We start from the raw sequence: 18186 nt of genomic DNA on the forward strand, positions 1-18186 counted from the left end.
CCAATCACCTTCCAGCGTCCCAAGATATTGGCAAACCAGCAGAAACGTGCCTTTGGACAACAAACATCAGCCGAATATGACCGATTTTCCGAGCTGGGCGTCATGGGGTGTCGCGGCATACCCATTCTGCAGTGACATTTTCCCATCTTCCGGTCAGACTGCTTTGCGGAACAGCCGCCCGTCTCAAGGCTATCGACTTCGTGGCGCCGTTTCGGGTCCTGCAAGCGGCGTAACCTGCGCCCCAGAGCGAATTGAAGACTTCTTGGTTGGTAGGCCTTGCATTTCTTGGATCTCCGGTAACAGTGCCTGTCACTCTGACCAAGCCGATATCGCGCGCTTGGGCATGTTGTACAGTCGAAAGCGTAGCGGCGAAAAGCACGCAGAGCGCCAGTGTTCTGGAACTCAGGAATCGATCATGGCGAGATTTCATATCTAGGCCTCTTATGCGTGGTCGTTGAGTGTCGGTCGAGTGCATCGATCGAACGATGCAGTCGCACACTATATGAGTATGATTTTCTCATTGAACGTAGCTTCGCTTTTGAAGAAGAACCTTCTCGAAGAAACAAAGATTGAAACGATCTTCATCAATTCATTCCAAACATTTTCAGAGTGCGTACGTTGTTTGTGACCAGTCGCTCAGTACGTGGGTGCTGCGATACCTTTTCCACAGTCACCATTTTTTCGCACTATTTCCCTGATCGGCACGGCAGCGGCGCAGATCACGCAGTTGCGCCGTGGCGGATAATCGCTAAAGGCTATAAAGACACATGACCATTTCCAAGCCGTTCTCACCCGCTTGCGCGCGCAACCGCGATCCGATTCTTGCGGTGTTGCAGCGGCATTTCGCCGATCGCCACCACGTGCTGGAAATCGGTGCAGGCACCGGCCAGCACGCGGTGCACTTCGCTGCGGCGATGCCGTGGTTGCAGTGGCAGGCCAGCGACCATGCCGATCATCTGCCGGGCATGCAGCAGTGGCTGGACGAAGCGGCGCTGCCGAATACGCCGCCGCCCATTCCACTGCAGGCGGTGGTGATGCCTGCGCCCGGGCTTGCGCCGCTCCCGGCCATGCCCGTGCTGCCGGATGGCCAGCGCGGTTTCGACGCGATCTACAGCGCCAACACCCTGCACATCATGGGCTGGCCGCAGGTGCAGGCCCTGTTCGCCGGGCTGCCGGCACTGATGGCGCCCGATGCGGTGCTGGCGATCTACGGCCCCTTCAATCGCAACGGCCAGTTCACCAGCGACAGCAACCGTGCCTTCGATGCGATGCTGCGCGAGCGCGATCCTGCATCGGGCATCCGCGATGCCGAGGCGGTGGATGCGCTGGCGGCAGCGGCCGGATTGCGCCTGATCGACGATGTGGCGTTGCCGGCCAACAACCATTGCCGGGTATGGCTGCGCAGGTAGCCCTCATCCGACCCACGATGCGGCAGGTGGCTGGTGTTCCCGCCGGGAGACGTTGCCGCAAAGGCGGATGCGTCGCGTGCGCAGCCTTGCTGCCATGGGCAAGATCAATCGCATGCCATCCGCACGCGCATCCAGCTTGGCCATGCAGGGGTGCGGAACCGCGTGCTGTGCATGCCGACAACGACCGGGCTGCCTACCTCGCTCGTGGGTTGGGCCGCCGTTCCAGCCACCACAGCAACGCCGCGGCAAGCACGAATCCCAGCCACCACGGCCAGCGCGGCCCCGGCCGCGATGTGGCCGTTGCCGCATGCGGCGCTGCGCCGGTGTTGACCAGTGCCAGCGTGGCGCTGCGTTGCATGTTGGCGAACAGCGCGGGTGCATCGGCGGCAGCGCGGACATAGAGCGCGCCGCTGCGCCTGCCGTCCTGCCAGCGATACCAGCCGGTCTGTTCGGGCCAGATGCCCGCGCAGGCGGCATGACCGGTGTCGGGGGCCGGCAGCAGCGGCCCGACGCTGCCATCCGGCGCCTGCAGCCGCGCTGCGTTGCCGAGGCCGCACACGTCGCTGCGCTGGTCGCGCCAGCCACTACGGACAGGTGCGTAGGCGACGGCTTTGGCGCGGGTCAGCGCCGCGAGCGTGCGGCTCCACACCGCAGCGTGCAGGTCTGGGCGGCCGCTCAGTACCAGGCGGTAGCTGTCGGTGACCGTGACCAGGCCGACGCGCCCGCGTCCCAGTGCACGCCACCAGACATACGGTGTGCCGTCGGGCGTGCGTCGCACGGCGATGGCGTCGGCATCGGCGGGCAGCACGGCGCGACGTTCCAGCACGGGTAAGGCGTCCGCTGCGGGGTCGCCTGCCGCGGTGACCGGCGGCTGTGCCGTCGCCGCAGCGGGTGGCACGGCGGCGGCGGCCATCCGCACGGGCGCCGCGGCGCCATCGCCCCGCAGCGCCAGGCCGAGTTCGGCGATCGCACTGCGATGGGCGGCATCGGGCGGGCCGCTCAGGCGCAGCAGCACGCCAAGTCCGCGTTCGATTGCGGCGCGCAGGGCGCTGCGTTGCGCGCGCGACAGTGCGGACAGTGCGCGTTCGTCCACGATCAACAGGTCGCTGCGGTCCAGGGTGGCGGCGTCGAGCGTACGCGGCGCATCGCCCAGCTGCATGCCGCCACCGGTGGCGATCTGGGTGTGCAGTTGCAGCCCGGCGTCGTGCGCCCAGCGGCGCAGATACTTGAGTTCGGGCTGCGGCGCGCCGGCCAGTATCCACAGGCTGGCCGCCGGGCTCTCCACCACCGAGACCGGCACGCTGGCCTGGTCGCGCGCGCGCCCATCGGGGCCGAGCACGCGCACCAGGAACACGCTGTCGCCAGCGGCGCGCACGTTGCCGGTGAGCTGGAAGCGGCCATCGTCGCCGGCTGCGACCAGATCCACGCGGCGGCCGGCCGGATCCAGCAGCTCCAGCCTGGCGGCGCGCAGGCCGGCGATGCGGCCCTGGATCGTCACCTCGTTGCCGGGTGCGACGGGCGCCGGCGTGCCCAGCGCGCTCAGGCCCGGCGCGGGCGGTGGCGGGCTGTAGCGCAGCGGCCAGCCACGCGCGGCGTCGCGGTCGCGCGCGGGCAGGCCGGCGCCGACGATACGCAGCGCGGTGGTGCCGGGATGACGCCGCAGGGCGGTGGCCAGATCGGGCATGCGCTCGGCCGTGCGCAGGGCCGCGGGCGCTTCCGGCAGGGCGATCACGGTGTCGCCAGCGGCGGCCTGCAACGCCGCAGTACTGGCGCCGGCGGTGGCCACCACCAGGGTTCCCGTGCCGCCGGGCTGCGAGGGCGGCAGCAGGGCGCAATACAGCAGCGCCGCGCAGACGGGTTGCAGCACCAGCACCGCGGCCTTACGCCGGGCCGGTAGGCGCGCACGGTGTAGCCGCCACCAGGCCAGCAGGGTGATCGTGACCACGGTGGCCAGGGCGGTCCATGCCGGCATCAGGGGCGCTCCGGTGCGTGCAAGGCATCGAGATAGCGTTGGCCGCCGACATCCGGCGCCACGCGCGGTTGCACGGCGGCCGGTGGGCGAACCAGCAGCGGCCACAGCAGTGCGCGCAGGCGCTGCCGGCACGCGGCGCAAGCCGGCGTGGTGCGCAGGGTCTCCACCGCGGCGGCCAGGTCGAGCGGTCCGTCGATGGCCGTGGCGTGCGCGGGCAGCCAGCGCGCGAAGGCGTCCAGTGCGGCGCGATCGCCGCTGCCGACGGGTTCGCCCAGCGCCTGCCACAGCGCCACCGGCTGCGGATCGGCGGTGGTGCGGGGCACCAGCGCATCGGCGCCGCGGACCAGCCCGTCGCGCTTGCCGCTCATGCGCCGGCTGGGGTCGATCGGCGGCAGTTGCGTGCCCACGCGCGCCAGGTAGATGCGCTCGGCCTGCTGCACCTGCTTGATGAAGCCCAGCGCCTTGTTGGCATAGGGCAGCGCGCGCTCGGGATGGCCCTGGCGCAACTCGCCTTCCGATTGCCACATCTGATCCAGCGCAGCGCGCAGCAGGGCACGGGTCTGCGGGTCGAGCAGGGTGGCGGCTTCGGCGTGGTCGTGGGTGTGGCCGAATTCGGCAAGCACGTTCTCCGCCTGGCCGAAGCCGCTGCGCTCGGGCCGGCCGTTGCCGCCGCCGTGGTCGTGATCGTGGTCGTCCAGCGCGGCGGCGCCGGATTCGGCGGCATGGGCGTCATGGTCGTGATCGTCGTGGTCATGCCCGGCGTGCGCTTGAGTGTCCGAACGGGCGGCGGGTGCGCTTGGCGCATCGGCGGTGGGCATGTCTGCGGTGGGCAGATCGTCGGCCGGCGCGGCGCTGCCGGGCGCGGCGTCGGCGTCGGCGGTGGGCGGGGCCTGGGGCGCGCCTTCGCTCTCTTCGCCCAGGAACTGGCCGTAGCGCAGCCGCAGCAGGCGCTGGTCCACGCCGATGGCGTCGGAGCGCCTGAGGAAGGTACTCGCGTCCAGGCGCGGCTTCTCCTTCAGCAGCGCCTCCGCGTCGATGATGATCTGGCGCTGGCTGCGGAAATAGGCGGGCAGGGTGCGTTTGACGCTGGCCTCCAGGCCGGCGGCCATGTTTGCTTCCGGCGGCGGCCAGCGCAGGATCACGCTGGCGCTGCGCGCTTCCTGCGGGCCGGGTTGGCGGGTGTCGTGGACGATGAGCTGGGCGATCAGGTCGTCGCCCGCAGCCATGCCCAGCGCCTGTGGCTGCACGGTGGCGGCGAAGCGGCGGCGGTTGGCGGGGCCGCTGCCGGTGAGCGTGCGGCGCTGGGTGGTGAAGGTGATGTTCTCGCCGCTGCCCTGGGCCAGGGTCAGCCGCAGCTCGGCGTTGGCGGCCACCGCATAGTCGTCGCTGGCCTCGAACTGCAGCACCCAGCCGCGATCGCCGGTGGGTGCCGGTGTCCACAGCACCAGGCTTTGTTCGGGCGCCAGCACCCGCACCTGCGGCGGGCGGTCCGGCAGCACGTCCAGCCGGTGCAGCGTGCCGTCGGCCGGTGCGCCGTCGATCAGGATGCGATACAGCGCCGGCTGCAGGGCCAGCCACTGGCCGTGCCAGTGGTCGGAGCGGCCCTGCCGGGTCAGCGCGACCAGGCGGCCGTCGCCGAGCCGCAGCGCCACCGTGCGCGCGGCAGGGCCGACCTGCAGCTGCCAGTCCAGCCGGGTGCCGGCGGGCACCCGGGCGTCCAGGCCGGGCAGCCGTGCGGCCGGCAGGCCGGTGTAGGCCGGCGGCGTGCTCTGCAGCCGTGCCTGCCGCAGCGTGGGCCCTGCGCCGATGGCACGGGCGGCGGCGCGGTCCACCTTTTCCGCTGGCGGCAACACACGCGATGGCCATAGCAGCAGCGTGGCGCAGACCAGCACGCCCAGTGCGCTCCAGGGCCCGGCGCGCCGCCACGGCCAGGCTGGGCGCAGGTCGCGCGGGGTGCTGCGCAGGCGCTGCTCCAGTCGCTGCCGCTGCAGCGCCTGCAGCGGGCCGAGCCGATCGGTGGGCACGAACAGCAGATCGCTGCTGTCTTCCAGCTCCGGCGCACGGTCCAGCCGGCGGATCAGCCAGGCCTGGTCCAGCCGGCGTGCCGCCTGCAGCGCCACCGCGGCCAGCGCCAGCAGGCCTGCAAGCAACAGCGGAACGAGCGCGGCCTGCATCTGCAGACGCCAGGCCAGCACCGCCGGCAGCACCGCCAGCGGCAGCCCGAACAACAGCACGCCGGATGCCGTGCGCCGGCGTGCGGCCTGCCACGCGCGCTGCAGCTGTGGCGTGCTCATGGCGCCGCGTTCCGGCGGGGTGCGGTGGCCAGCCAGCGCTCCAGGGCGAACAGCAGCAGCACCAGGCCGATCAGCCACGGCGCCAGCGACTGCGGCGGCACGCGCAGCCGGATGGCGGCGCCACGCTGCGGGGACTGGGTCTGCGCCGGCGCGGTCTGCGGATTGGGGGGCGGCTGCAGCGCGGTACGCAGGCGGGCAGGGAAGTCGGCCTCCAGCACGGCGGGCAGGTGCTGCGGTTCCAGCGGCGCGCTCCAGCGCAGGAGGCGGCCGCGGCCCAGCGGCGCGGCGTCCAGCAGCGCGTCGCCATCGGGCTCACCCACCGCTTGCAGCGGGGCGGCCGATGCGTGCGGAACCGGCGCCTGCGCCCCCAGCACCAGCTGCCCACCGGCCGCGACCCAGGCGATGACCGATGCGGACGGAGGGGTGGACGACAGCCAGATCACCACCGTGCCGGGTGCCCAGCGCGCGGGCTGCGCTGCCGCGGGCGTGGTCACCGGCAAGCTGCCCGGCAGCGCCCAGGCCGCATGCACGGCGCGCAGATAGCGCAACGCCGGCATGGCAGGGGTGTCGGCCACCGCCAGCAGGGATGGCGGGGCGCGGGCCGGCGCCGGCGCGAGCGGCGAGCGGCCCGGCAGCACCTGCCAGTGCACCGCACGCGCGAGTTGCACGCGTCGCGCATCCAGTGCGCCCCATTGCGCGGGCACGATCACGCTGAGCGTGGCCTCGGCCGGCAGGCCGGCATCGAGTTCGCGCAACAGGCTGCCGACCGGCTGCGGAGTGCCGAGCGTCGTGCGATCGTGGTCCGCGTTGGTGACATCGATCGGTGCAAAGCCCGGCGCCAGCCACAGCCACTGCGCATCGTCGGCATGCGGCAAGGCACGCGCCGCAGCCAGATCCACGCCCGGGCTGACCGCGATCCGCGGACGGCTGTCCGGCCGGTCGCGCAGTGCCGGTTCGGCCAGCAGCAGCGCCAGCGCGGCCAGCAACAGCAGGCGCAGCAGCAACAAGGGCCACTCGTCCAAGCGCACCCGGTGGCGCGGGCGCGGCATCGCACGCAGCCAGCGCAGGGCGGCGAAGTCGGTGGGCCGATGCTCGCTGCGCCGTGCCAGATGGATCAGCAGCGGCATCAACAGCGCCGCCAGCGCCGCCAGGCCGGCCGGGAAGAGCAACAGCAGGTTCACTGCGGCACCAACCCGACGGCGTGGGCGCGGACCAACAGCCCGCTCATCGGGGCGCGCCTTGCGCGAACAACTGGCGCAATGCGGCATCGGCCGGCGCATCCAGATAGTGCACGGCGTGGCGGATGCCGGCGGCCTGCCAGCGGGCCTGCCGTGCGCGTTGCGCTTCGGCAAAGCGCTGCAGATAGTCCGCGCGCATGGCCGCACCGTCGCCGAGCAGCTCCTGCCCGGTTTCCGGGTCGCGGAAGCGATGGCCACCGTCGAACGGGAAGTCCCGCTCGTCGCAGGTCAGCACCTGCAGCTGAAGCACGTCGCGACGCGCGGTGGCGAATTTCTCCAGTGCGCCGGCCAGCTCCTCATCGAAACCGTCGCCGATGGACAGCAGCAGATCGTGCACGGCGATGCGTTCCCACAGCGGCCGCAGCGCGTCCAGCCCGGGCCAGCGGCCGCCCGCGCGCAAGCCATGCAGGGCCAGCCACAGCCGGTCGCGCTGGCGACTGCCGACACCGGCCGGCACCGCGACCAGGCCGCCGCCATGCAAGGCGTACAGGCCGACCCGGTCGCCCTGCTGCAGCGCCACCTCTGCAGCACAGGCGGCCAGCGTCGCCATCGTCTGCAGGCGGGTGTGATCCGGCCGCGCGCTGTCGGCCTGCCCCGCCGAAGCGGTGGCATCGAGCAGCAGCCATAGCGTGAGCGGGCTTTCGCGTTCGGCTTCGCGCACGAAGAAGCGGTCCGAGCGTGCGTAGAGTTTCCAGTCGATCTGGCGCAGCGCATCGCCCGGCTCGTAGGCGCGGTACTGCGCGAACTCCAGCCCGGCGCCACGGCTGCGGCTGGCATGCTGGCCAACGCCATGCGTGCCCTGTGCGTGCCGCGCACGCAGCTGCAGGCCGCGCAGGCGGCTGCGCACATCGGCGGGAATCAGCGGCGGCAACGGCATCTGCGCCACGGCCCGATCAGGACGGGAACGGCACGGCGTGCAGCAACATGGCGATCACATCGTCGGCGGTGCGTTGTTCCGCCTCGGCGGCGAAGGACAGCAGCAGGCGATGGCGCATCACCGGTGCGGCCAGCGCCACGACGTCTTCGCGCGTGGCCGCGAGCCGGCCATGCAACAGCGCACGTGCTTTCGATGCCAGCACCAGCGCCTGGCCGGCGCGCGGGCCGGCGCCCCATTTGATCCACTGACGCACCGCGTCGCTGGCCTGCGGACCGGGCCGGCTGGCACGCACCAGACGGTTGATCCAGGTCAGCAACTCCGCGCCGACATGCACCTCGCGCACCTGGCGCTGCAGCGCCTGCACGCTGGCGGCGTCCATCACCTTGGGCACCTGTGCGCTGGCCGTGCCGGTGGTCTGGGCGAGGATGTCGCGCTCTTCCTGTTCGCTGGGGTAATCCACGCGCACGTGCAGTAAAAAACGGTCCAGCTGCGCTTCCGGCAGCGGATAGGTACCGGCCTGCTCGATGGGGTTCTGCGTGGCCAATACGAAGAACGGCGCCGGCAAGGCGTAGGTGGTGCCGGCATAGCTGACGGTGCGTTCGCTCATCGCTTCCAGCAGCGCGGCCTGGGTCTTGGGCGGCGTGCGATTGAGTTCGTCGGCCAGCAGCAGATGGGTGAAGATCGGCCCCTGCTGGAAGCGGAAATGCCGGTGCCCGGTACCGTGGTCCTCTTCCAGCAATTCGGTGCCCAGGATGTCGCTGGGCATCAGGTCGGGGGTGAACTGCACGCGGCGGAACTGCAGCTCCAGGGCCTGGCCGAGCGAACGCACCAGCAGCGTCTTGCCCAGGCCGGGCGCGCCTTCCAGCAGGCAGTGGCCACCGGCCAGCAGGCCGATCAGCAGCTGCTCCACCACCGCCTCCTGCCCGACCACGGCCTGCGCCAGGGCAGCGCGCAGCGCGCCAAGTTCCAAGAGCTGGGCGGCGAGCGTTTGTTCGTTCGGGGACGTCATGCGGCGATCTCGTTATGTGGCGACGTGCGTGGCTGGCGTGATTGAACGGTTGTGCTGACTCTGTGCGGGTTGCCTGCGCGGCCGTTCAGTTGGTCAGCGCGTACATCACGATGTTCACGCCGAACTTGGTGTTGTCTTCGGCCAGGAAGCGTTTGTTGCGCCAGTCGTAATCCCATTCGCAGCCATAGTCCTTGTTGCTGTAGAGCACTCCCAGCCGCCCGTCGATGTGGATGCCCTTGAGGTAATCGTGCACCAGATCGTCGCCCCAGCCATTGAGTTCGAAGCTGGTGGCCGGCGGGCCATCGGGAAACTTGAAGAACGCGCTGTACAGGCGATGGGTATTGGGCAACTTCTGCAGGGCGTGGGTGCCGAAGATGGCGCGCATCTGCGCTTCGAACGAGGTGGCGAACAAGCCGTCGATGTCGTGGTTGCAATCGTCCACGAACACGAAACCGCCACTGCGCACATAGCGTTCGAAGTTGCGCCGCTCGGCCGGATTGAACTCCACCAGCTTGTGTCCGGACAGATAGCAGAACGGCGCCTGCAGCATGCGTGGATCGGCCAGGTCGACCACATGTTCCTGCGGGTCCACCCGCAACTGCGTGTAGTCGATCAACGAGGTGATCAGGTTGGACGGCATGCGCGCATCCACATCCCAATCCCCGGAGTCGTAGCGCAACCGCGTGAACCAGAAATCGTAGTTGCCGGCCGCACGCACCGGCCATGGCAGCGCCAGAGTGGCGACGCTACCGAGCAGCAGACCCAGGGCGTGGCGGCGGGAGGTCAGAGCCGGGACTCGGGACCCGGGACCCGGGACCCGGAGTGAGAATCTCGGTAAGACTTCGGATGGCAGTGAAGCGTTCTCGCTTTCGGCGATCAGAGAACCCGGACGTTCGCATGGCATGCAAGGCGGCAATGGCTCGGACTGCAAAGCCCCGCCGTTGCCTTCCGGGTCCCGGGTCCCGGGTCCCCAGTCCCGGCTCCTGAACCCCGAGTCCCGGCCCCTACTCACACCGCATCCGACAACGAGGTGAACGTGAAATCGCGCAGGCGCATCGGCGGAATCATCATCACGTAGCTGGATTCATCGCCGGCCACGCGCACCGGCTTGCCCAGCTCGTCGATGTTGTTGAGCATGATCACCGGCGATTCGTTGAAACGGAAATTCTTCACCGGGTACTTGATCTGCCCGTTCTCGATATAGAACGTGCCATCGCGGGTGAGCCCGGTGAGCAGCACCGTCTGCGGATCGACCATGCGGATGTACCAGGTGCGCGTGACCAGGATGCCCTTCTCGGTGCCGCGCACCAGCTCGGCGATGTTCTTGTCGCCACCGGCCATCAGCAGGTTGCCCGGTTCGCCGACCGCACGCTTGCCGTTCTTCTGCGCCCAATAGCGCGAATACTGCAGGTTGGCGATCTTGCCGTTCTCCACGATGGACATCTTCTCGCGCGGCAGGCCTTCCTCGTCCCACGGCATGACCGCGGCGCGCGCGTCCCACGGATCGGCGGTGATGTTCACGCGCGGGTCGTAGACCTGCTCGCCGAGCTTGTTGCCGCCGCCCTTCTTGGACAGGAAGCTGCGACCTTCGTCGGCCATGCGCGCATCGAAGTAGCGCATCATGAAAGAGATCAGCCCGGCCGCTGCCGCCGGCTCCAGGATCACGGTGTACTTGCCCGGCTCCAGCGCCTTGGCCTCGGCCGAGTCGCTGGCCTTGCGCATGGCGATGCGGATGTCCTGCTCGGCCTTGAAGTCGGCGGCATCCTTCAGGTTGCGGCCCACCCAGCCCGAGCCGCGGCCGTCTTCGGTGCGCACGGTGCAGGTGTAATCGAAGCGCGCGCCGCGCTGATAACCGAAGTTGCCCTTGCTGTTGGCGAAGGCGGTGAAGCTCTGGCCATCTTCCAGAAAACCGGCCGCGATCAGGCCCTTTCCCTTGCACGGTGCGATCGAATCGGCGGCGACCTGCGCGCGGAACGCCGGGTCCACTGCGGCGGTGGAGTCGCTGAAGGTGGGGCTGGGTTTGTAGGTCTGCTTGTCGACTGCCGGCATGAACTCCGGGTTCTCCGGCGCCAGCCGCGCCAGGTCTTCGGCACGGCGTACCACGCGTTCCAGCGATGCGTCGTCGAACGCGTTGATGGTGGCCACGCCCACGCGCTTGCCGAACGCCACCTGCACCTGCAGGTCGGTGTTGTCGACGATGCCGCTGGTGGACACGTTGTTGAGCGCGAATCGGATGTTGCCGTCGATCGAGCCGGTAAGCGTGGCGGTGCACTCGTCGGCCTTGGACAGCTTGATGACCTTGTCCAGGATGGCCTTGGCCTGCGCTTCGGTAAGGATGCTCATGTGGGTTTCTCCTGTCAGCCGAGCGAGCGGGCGGTGCTGATGACATTGATGCCATCGAAGCGAGCGGTGGACGAACCGTGCGAAACCGCCGAGACCTGGCTCGGCTGGCCCTTGCCGTCGAAGAACGAACCGCCCAGGCGGTAATCGCGTTGATCGGCCACGGCGCTGCAGGCGTTCCAGAATTCCGGGGTGCGGATCTGGTAGGCCACGTCCTCGAGCATGCGGGTGATGGCGCCATTCTTGATTTCGTAGAACAGCTGGCCACCGAATTGCGCGTTATAGCGTTGCTGGTCGATGGAGAACGAGCCGTCGCCGATGATGTAGATGCCGTTTTCCACGTCCTTGATCAGATCGTTCACGCTCAGCGGCGTCTTGCCGGCGGCCAGCGACACGTTGGCCATGCGCTGGAACTGCACGCTGGACCACGAGTCCGCGTAGCAACATCCGTCTGAAGCGGTCTTGCCGAGGATATGCGCCTGGTCGCGGATGGCCTGGAAATCCACCAGCTTGCCGTCGCGGATCAGGTCCCATTGCTTGGTCTTCACGCCCTCGTCGTCGTACCCCACCGCGCCCAGGCTGCCGGGCTGGGTCTTGTCGGCCAGGATGTGCACCTTGTCGCTGCCGTACTGGAAGCCGGCCTGACGCTTGTCCAGCGTGGCGAAGCTGGTGCCGGCGTAATTGGCCTCGTAGCCGAGCACGCGGTCCAGCTCCAGCGGGTGGCCGACCGATTCGTGGATGGTGAGCCAGGTATGCGACGGATCCAGCACCAGGTCGTACTTGCCAGGCTTGACCGAGGGCGCCTTGAGTTTTTCCTGCGCCTGCCTGGCCGCGGCGATGGCGTCTTCCTTCATGTCGTAGGACATGCCGTAGTTCACCACGCCATTGGGCGAGACGAACTTGCCGGAGGCAGCGCCGTCCAGATATTCGTAGCCCATGCCCATCGGCGCAGACAGCCCCTCGCGGGTGCGGAACTTGCCGCTGGCCTTGTCGATGGCGGTCACGCTCATCGGCGCCCAGATGCGGTGCACGTCCTGGTCGATGTAGGAGCCATCGGTACTGGCGAAATACTTCTGCTCGTTGACCACGAACAGCATCGAATTGACGAAGCTGGCGCCGGCTGCGGTGGCGGCGGCATTGACGCCCAGCAGCAGATCCACCTTGTCCTTGATCGGCACTTCCATCGCGTTCTTCCTGATCGGCGTCTTCCAGCTGACCTCGCCCACGCCGGGGGTGGGCGCCAGCTGCACCGGCGTACCCTGCACCTTGGCGTTGGCCTTGGCGATGGCCACCGCCTGCGCCGCGGCCTTGGCCACGCCCTGTTCGGTGAGCTCGTTGGTGGCAGCGAATCCCCACGCGCCGCCCACGATCACGCGGATGCCCGTGCCGATGGACTCGGTGTTGACCACGTTCTGCACCTTGTCCTCGCGGGTGATCACGAACTGGCGCAGATAGCGCCCGATGCGCACATCGCAGTAGCTGGCACCGGCCTGCCGCGCGGCGGCCAGACCGGCATCGGCCAGGCGTTTCTTGCGGCCCACATCGAAGGGCGTCAGCAATTGCTCGGCGGCAATCGCATTGCCGAAATAGGCAGGCACGATCAGCCCGCCCATGGTCAGCCCGGTCAGGGCCAGGAAATCACGTCGCTGCACGGGCAACTCCCCAATAGGTCCGCGCGGTGCGCGGGTAGCGTGGTGAGGCGCAGATCGCATCTGCACGGTGTCGCCGATTCTTGCCGGGGGAAGAATGCTCCGTCAAATGACTTTCGGCAGGGGTACGCGTTCAACCGTTGGCCCGTATGAAGCCGGTAGCCCTACCGGCTTGCGTTGATGGGCGGCGAGCGCGGCTGGCGGTGTTCGATGATCATGCTTGTACCTTGGAATGGTCACGCGACGGTGAGCGGGCAAGGACCGGTCACGATGGTCGGTGTGCATGGTTGCAAGCAAGGCATGAAGTGCGTTGCTTGAATACGGTGCGTCGGACGAGTGTACTGATGCAAGCCGAGCAACGGACAAGCTTTGGGGAGGCAACCGACCAACATTCTGGTGCGGTGTCCTTGCCGATTGCGGGACCGTGTGGCGGCATGGATGCCGCCACCGAGCCTACACGGACGTACTTGCGGCGTGTCCCGCGAGCGGTGAGGGCACCGCACCCTCGACCAACCAGGCTGTTGACCGCATCTAAACAAGCAGGACGTCGGTAGTAGCGCTCCGACTATCTCCAGGTAAGACCGCTCTGCCAAAGACACTGCCAACCGTTTGCTCGCAGCCCTCACCCCAACGAACGCGCGGTACTGATCACATTGATGCCATCGAAGCGCGCGGTGGGCGCACCATGCGACACCGCAGAGACCTGGCTCGGCTGACCCTTGCCGTCGAAGAACGAGCCGCCCAGGCGAAAGTCGCGCTCGTCGCACACCGCGCTGCAGGCGTTCCAGAACTCGGGCGTGCGGATCTGGTAGGCAGCGTCTTCCACCAGCCGGGTGATCCGGCCGTTCTCGATCTCGTAGAACAACTGCCCGCCGAACTGCGCGTTGTAGCGCTGCTGATCGATCGAATACGAACCGCGGCCATGGATGTACAGACCGCGCTCCACGTTCTTGATTATGTCCGCAACCGCCAACGGCGTCTTGCCGGGCGCCAGCGACACATTGGGCATGCGCTGGAACTGCACGTTCGACCACGAATCGGCGTAGCTGCAACCGTCGGAGGCGGTCTTGCCCAACAGGTGTGCTTGGTCGCGCGTGCATTGGTAGTCGACCAGGATGCCGTCCTTGACCAGGTCCCACTGTTTGGTCTTAACGCCTTCATCGTCGTAGCCCACCGCGCCCAGGCTGCCGGGCTGGGTCTTGTCGGCGACGAAGGTCACCGTCTCGCTGCCCCAGCGGAACTTCGCATCGCGCTTGCCCAGCGTGGCGAAGCTGGTGCCGGCGTAGTTGGCCTCGTAACCGAGCACGCGATCGAGCTCGAGCGGATGGCCCACCGACTCGTGGATGGTCAGGAACAGGTTGCTCGGGTCGATCACCAGATCGTACTTGCCCGCCTTCACCGATGGTGCGGTGAGCTTGGCGCGTGCCTGCCTGGCCGCGGCAATGGCGTCTTCGCGCGCATCGTAGCTGTGGCCGTAGCCGACCAGCCCGCCCGGCAGTTGATGCTTCTGGCTGGCATCGCCATCCAGGTATTCGTAGCCCATCCCCATCGGCGAAGACAATCCATCGCGGGTGCGGAACTTGCCGCTGGCCTTGTCTACCGCGGTGACGGTGAAGGGCAGCCACAGCCGATGCACGTCCTGATCGATGTAGGAGCCATCGCTGCTGGCGAAATATTTCTGCTCGTTGATCGCAAACATGCGCGATGCGACGAACGTGGCGCCGGCATTGAGCGCAGCGGCGTTGACGTCCATCAGTAGCGCCACCTTGTCCTGCAGGGGCACTTCCATTGCGTTCTTCCTGATCGGTGTCTTCCAGCTGATCTGCCCGGCTGGCGTCACCGGCGCCAATTGCACCGGTGTGCCGCCCAGGCGCGCATTTGCCTTCGCAATGGCAACCGCCTGCCGGGTGGCGCCTGCCACGCCATCGCTGGTCAGCGTATTGGTCGCGGCAAAGCCCCAGGCGCCATCGGCCAGCACGCGCACGCCCACGCCGCTGGATTCGGCATTGACCACGTTCTCCACCTGCGCCTCGCGGGTGATCACGAACTGGCGCAGATAGCGCCCCACGCGCACATCGCAATAGCTGGCGCCAGCGGCCTTGGCCGTGGTCAGCGCGCTATCGGCCAGGCGGCGATTGCGCGCCGCGTCCACGGGCGCGAGCAACTGCTCGGCAGCGATCAGGCGGGTGTGCGGCAGCAGCAAGCCGGCAGCGCCGATGCCGGACAGGGTGAGGAAGGTGCGACGGTCCACGTGCGGATTCTCCGATCGATGCGCGCAGCGCAAGAGGTGCACGCCAGCGCCCGAGCCTTACCGCACATGTGGCTTTGGTCAAGTGCCGTCGTTTGCCGTTCCGAGGAATAGGCAGCAATACAACACGAAATCAGCACCGCAATAAGCGAACGCGAGCAGCGTCCAGCAATGAGGTTCGAACTATCTTACCTACTGCAGCGCCATGGTGGCTTTGGCATACGTTCCGTTGCGGCCGGCAGCACGGGCGACCTCATCGTGCAGTCACAACGCCTGGTTGGAAATCTCGACCAGATCCTGTGTCTTGAAATGCGCATAACCTGGCTGAAAAAGTACCAGTTGCGGCCAGGTGAACCCTGTCTTCCTGCTGACGAAAATCGGGGGCCTGCCCTTGGGACTGTACTCAATCACGAACCCGGCCAACTCCAGTCCGAGTGCCGGCATGACGACACTGTTGTGATACCAGAAGACCGTGCCTGCCGCTTCCCCAAGCGTGGAGTAGACCTGTTTTGGGTCGTCCTTGAACACGGAGACATCCTGAAACCTGATATCGATCAACGCAGACTGCCCGATCGAGAGATGGACGAGTTTTCCATCCTGAAACGAGCAAAGCGGTGCGTCGCGGTTTCGAAATTCGTTGATTGCCAGCTTGCCATCCGGCAATACTTCCTCGGTTGCCTCATCAAGCGGCCCCATGACGTCTTCGAACGCGCCCACCTGGGTCCGCGTCATGCCAAATTCCAGCGGCCCCAGGCCCTTGTTCGGATATACGTTCCAGATCGCTTCCACGTCACTTTCCTGAAATGTCGGCAGCGTCAGTGGAGCGCACGTTAGCATGCCCGCTTCGGGTAGTAGCGGGCCATCTGCCCTGGAGTTGGTGGGAGGGCAGGTCGGCGCAGTCTCACTGCGTCGCGATGCGCCGGAGCTTGCGGTCCAGCAAGCAGCCGAGCGCACCGCCCACCCCGATCGGTAGCAAGGCATAGATCGGAATGAAGATCAGCGCCACCGCCGACTGCGCGTCTGCGCGCAGATCCAGGGTGGAGTGCGCCCAGGCCAGCGCGCCGTACCCGAGGCCGCAGGGAATCAGCAAGGCGACCGGCCGCCGATACGCGAAGCTGATGGCCACCAATGCGCCCCACGCGATGGCGTTGAATGCCGCGAAGAACAACCAGCCGCCGAGCGATACATCGGTGTATTGCGCGAGCCAGTCCAGCCCACGCGGCAGGCGCGCTGCATAAGGCAGTACCACCCCCACCAGAACCAGCAGCAGTCGGGCGGTGCGCATGTTCATCGCTTCAGCTCGGTTGACATCACCGCGATAGTGCGGACCGCCGCAATGCTTGTCGATGTCGTTGCGGCCGTCAACGCCCCTGGCTGCGCGGCGGCATTGCTCGAAGCGGAGTTCGATCGTGGTCGTGCCGACCGCTACTTCCTGAAGTCGGTAGGACGTTCCAGCTGGTAGATCGCCTCACTCAGGTCATCCAGTTTGCTGGCAACGATGGCCTGCGCATCGTAGACGCCTCTATTGTAGAAATAGGCTCCCACCTCTTCGGTGAAGAAGTCCAGTAGGAACTCCGCGTCGAAGCGGCCGATCTGCTGCTTGGGTTCCTCGGTGAAATATAGCTGGATCTTGCGCGTGATCGCCGCCCGCTCGCCTTCGCTGAATTCAATGTCTGCCATGGAGCTCTAGCAAGCAGTCGATAATTTTGGCTGGAGCCCGGGGCTGGACTCCACGTCGGTTACTTCGATGTGGGTGCAGTCAAAGCTCCCGCCCAAGCCATAGCAGGGCTCCAGTTCCACCCGCATGGGTAACTGCTCAGATATCGTCAGGCCATCCAGAACGTTCTTCGTAAAGACTCCATTCGAATATGATGCTGACAACGGTCGATTTCACCACCACGACCGCAGCACCCACGCGAAGGCGGGTGCCCCCGATCTGCTCAACATGGGCGATGAAAGGACCTGGGTATGTCAGCCCTGCGCCTTGTCAAACTCCAGGTGATACCGCGTCGCCTCGGCCACTTCGTTCTTCGAGCCCAGGAACACCGGCACGCGCTGGTGCAGTTGCGTGGGCAGGATGTCCAGGATGCGTTCGCGCCCCGTGGTGGCGGCGCCGCCGGCCTGTTCCACCAGCATGCCCATCGGGTTGGCTTCGTACATCAGACGCAGCTTGCCCGGCTTGGCGGCGTCCTTCTTGTCCCAGGGATAGATGAAGATGCCGCCGCGGGTGAGGATGCGGTGCACATCGGCCACCATGCTGGCGATCCAGCGCATATTGAAGTTCTTGCCGCGCGGTCCTTCGTTGCCGGCCAGCAGGTCGCCGACATAGGCCTGCATCGCCGGCTCCCAGTGGCGCTGGTTGGACATGTTGATGGCGAATTCGGCGGTGTCCTCGGGCACGCGCATGTCGCGCTGGGTCAGCAGGAAACTGCCTTCTTCGCGCTCCAGGGTGAAGGCATGGGTGCCGTGGCCGAGCGTGAGCACCAGCATGGTGCTGGGGCCGTAGATGCAGTAGCCGGCGGCGACCTGCTGGGTGCCTGGTTGCAGGAAGTGCTCGTCGCCGGGCTTTTCGGTGCCCTTGGGGGCGCGCAGCACCGAGAAGATGGTGCCGACCGAGACGTTGACGTCGATATTGGAGCTGCCGTCCAGCGGGTCGAACAGCAGCAGGAAGTCGCCGCTGGGATATTGGTCGGGTACCGGCTGGCTGTGGTCCATCTCTTCGGAGGCGCACGCGGCCAGGTGGCCGCCCCAGGCGTTGGCTTCGAGCAGGATGTCGTTGCTCAGCACGTCGAGCTTCTTCTGCGCCTCGCCCTGCACGTTGCCGGTGCCGGCATCGCCGAGCACGCCGCCCAGAGCGCCCTTGCTCACTGCGATGGAGATGCGCTTGCAGGCGCGCGAGACGATGGTGATCAGCTGGCGCAGTTCCGCATCGATACGGCCGGCATGTTGTTCTTCGATCAGGAAGCGGGTCAGCGAGGGACGCGACATGGAGCGGGCAGCCTGTTGTAGGAAGTGGTCCGCCATTGTCGCCATTGCGCCGTTAGATTTCGATCACTTGATGCGCGTTTTGTATCGTGGCTGATCGAATCTGTGCGAATGGGGGTGGGGTGTTGTGTACTCCCCTCCAGCCCGAGGGCCCCCATCCGCCCT

At 67.2% G+C, this 18186-nt stretch carries 14 protein-coding genes; 1 reads left to right on the forward strand and 13 read right to left on the reverse strand.

What is annotated here, in order from left to right:
* Window positions 1–767: 767 nt before the first annotated feature.
* Window positions 768–1409: a DUF938 domain-containing protein gene (locus tag LL964_RS17960; protein ID WP_146092442.1), complete on the forward strand. Its 642-nt coding sequence runs from the start codon at window positions 768–770 to the stop codon at window positions 1407–1409.
* 193 nt (window positions 1410–1602) lie between these two features.
* Here the strand turns inward: LL964_RS17960 and LL964_RS17965 are convergent, their stop codons facing one another.
* The 13 genes from LL964_RS17965 to LL964_RS18025 all read right to left on the reverse strand — a co-directional run bounded on the left by LL964_RS17965 (window position 1603) and on the right by LL964_RS18025 (window position 18024).
* Complete coding sequence (locus LL964_RS17965; RefSeq protein WP_104588699.1) at window positions 1603–3381, reverse strand: hypothetical protein; 1779 nt, start codon at window positions 3379–3381, stop codon at window positions 1603–1605.
* A complete protein-coding gene (locus tag LL964_RS17970) occupies window positions 3381–5675 on the reverse strand; it encodes a hypothetical protein (protein WP_104588698.1) in 2295 nt (764 codons plus the stop codon). Before LL964_RS17970 ends, LL964_RS17965 begins: the two co-directional genes overlap by 1 nt.
* The gene (locus tag LL964_RS17975; RefSeq protein ID WP_104588697.1) at window positions 5672–6856 is read right to left on the reverse strand and encodes a BatA domain-containing protein; all 1185 of its coding nucleotides are present in this window, start codon (window positions 6854–6856) and stop codon (window positions 5672–5674) included. Before LL964_RS17975 ends, LL964_RS17970 begins: the two co-directional genes overlap by 4 nt.
* Before the next feature lie 43 nt (window positions 6857–6899).
* Window positions 6900–7790 (reverse strand): DUF58 domain-containing protein, encoded by an 891-nt coding sequence (locus tag LL964_RS17980; RefSeq protein ID WP_104588739.1) that lies wholly within the window; start codon window positions 7788–7790, stop codon window positions 6900–6902.
* A gap of 16 nt (window positions 7791–7806) precedes the next feature.
* Window positions 7807–8799, reverse strand: coding sequence for an AAA family ATPase (locus tag LL964_RS17985; RefSeq protein ID WP_104588696.1), 993 nt, complete (start codon window positions 8797–8799; stop codon window positions 7807–7809).
* Window positions 8800–8884: 85 nt separating this feature from the next.
* Window positions 8885–9535 carry a DUF4159 domain-containing protein gene (locus tag LL964_RS17990; RefSeq protein ID WP_208621491.1) on the reverse strand — a complete coding sequence of 217 codons (651 nt, stop codon included), beginning with the start codon at window positions 9533–9535 and terminating at the stop codon, window positions 8885–8887.
* Window positions 9536–9807: 272 nt separating this feature from the next.
* Window positions 9808–11142, reverse strand: coding sequence for a TldD/PmbA family protein (locus LL964_RS17995; protein ID WP_104588695.1), 1335 nt, complete (start codon window positions 11140–11142; stop codon window positions 9808–9810).
* A 14-nt stretch (window positions 11143–11156) separates the two neighbouring features.
* Window positions 11157–12791, reverse strand: coding sequence for a TldD/PmbA family protein (locus LL964_RS18000; RefSeq protein WP_167395439.1), 1635 nt, complete (start codon window positions 12789–12791; stop codon window positions 11157–11159).
* A 619-nt stretch (window positions 12792–13410) separates the two neighbouring features.
* Entirely contained in the window at window positions 13411–15039 is a 1629-nt protein-coding gene (locus LL964_RS18005; protein WP_167395438.1) for a TldD/PmbA family protein, read from the reverse strand.
* Between the two features lie 261 nt (window positions 15040–15300).
* Window positions 15301–15825, reverse strand: a complete 525-nt coding sequence (locus LL964_RS18010) for a hypothetical protein (RefSeq protein ID WP_228329488.1) — start codon at window positions 15823–15825, stop codon at window positions 15301–15303.
* A gap of 112 nt (window positions 15826–15937) precedes the next feature.
* Window positions 15938–16327 (reverse strand): hypothetical protein, encoded by a 390-nt coding sequence (locus LL964_RS18015; protein ID WP_104588694.1) that lies wholly within the window; start codon window positions 16325–16327, stop codon window positions 15938–15940.
* Window positions 16328–16461: 134 nt separating this feature from the next.
* On the reverse strand, window positions 16462–16716 hold the full coding sequence (locus LL964_RS18020) for a DUF2164 domain-containing protein (protein WP_104588693.1): 255 nt from the start codon (window positions 16714–16716) through the stop codon (window positions 16462–16464).
* 291 nt (window positions 16717–17007) lie between these two features.
* Complete coding sequence (locus tag LL964_RS18025) at window positions 17008–18024, reverse strand: class 1 fructose-bisphosphatase (RefSeq protein WP_104588692.1); 1017 nt, start codon at window positions 18022–18024, stop codon at window positions 17008–17010.
* Window positions 18025–18186 lie beyond the last annotated feature (162 nt).

Origin of the sequence: Xanthomonas melonis (genome assembly GCF_020783655.1) — a bacterium.
GTDB classification, from domain to species: Bacteria; Pseudomonadota; Gammaproteobacteria; order Xanthomonadales; family Xanthomonadaceae; genus Xanthomonas; species Xanthomonas melonis.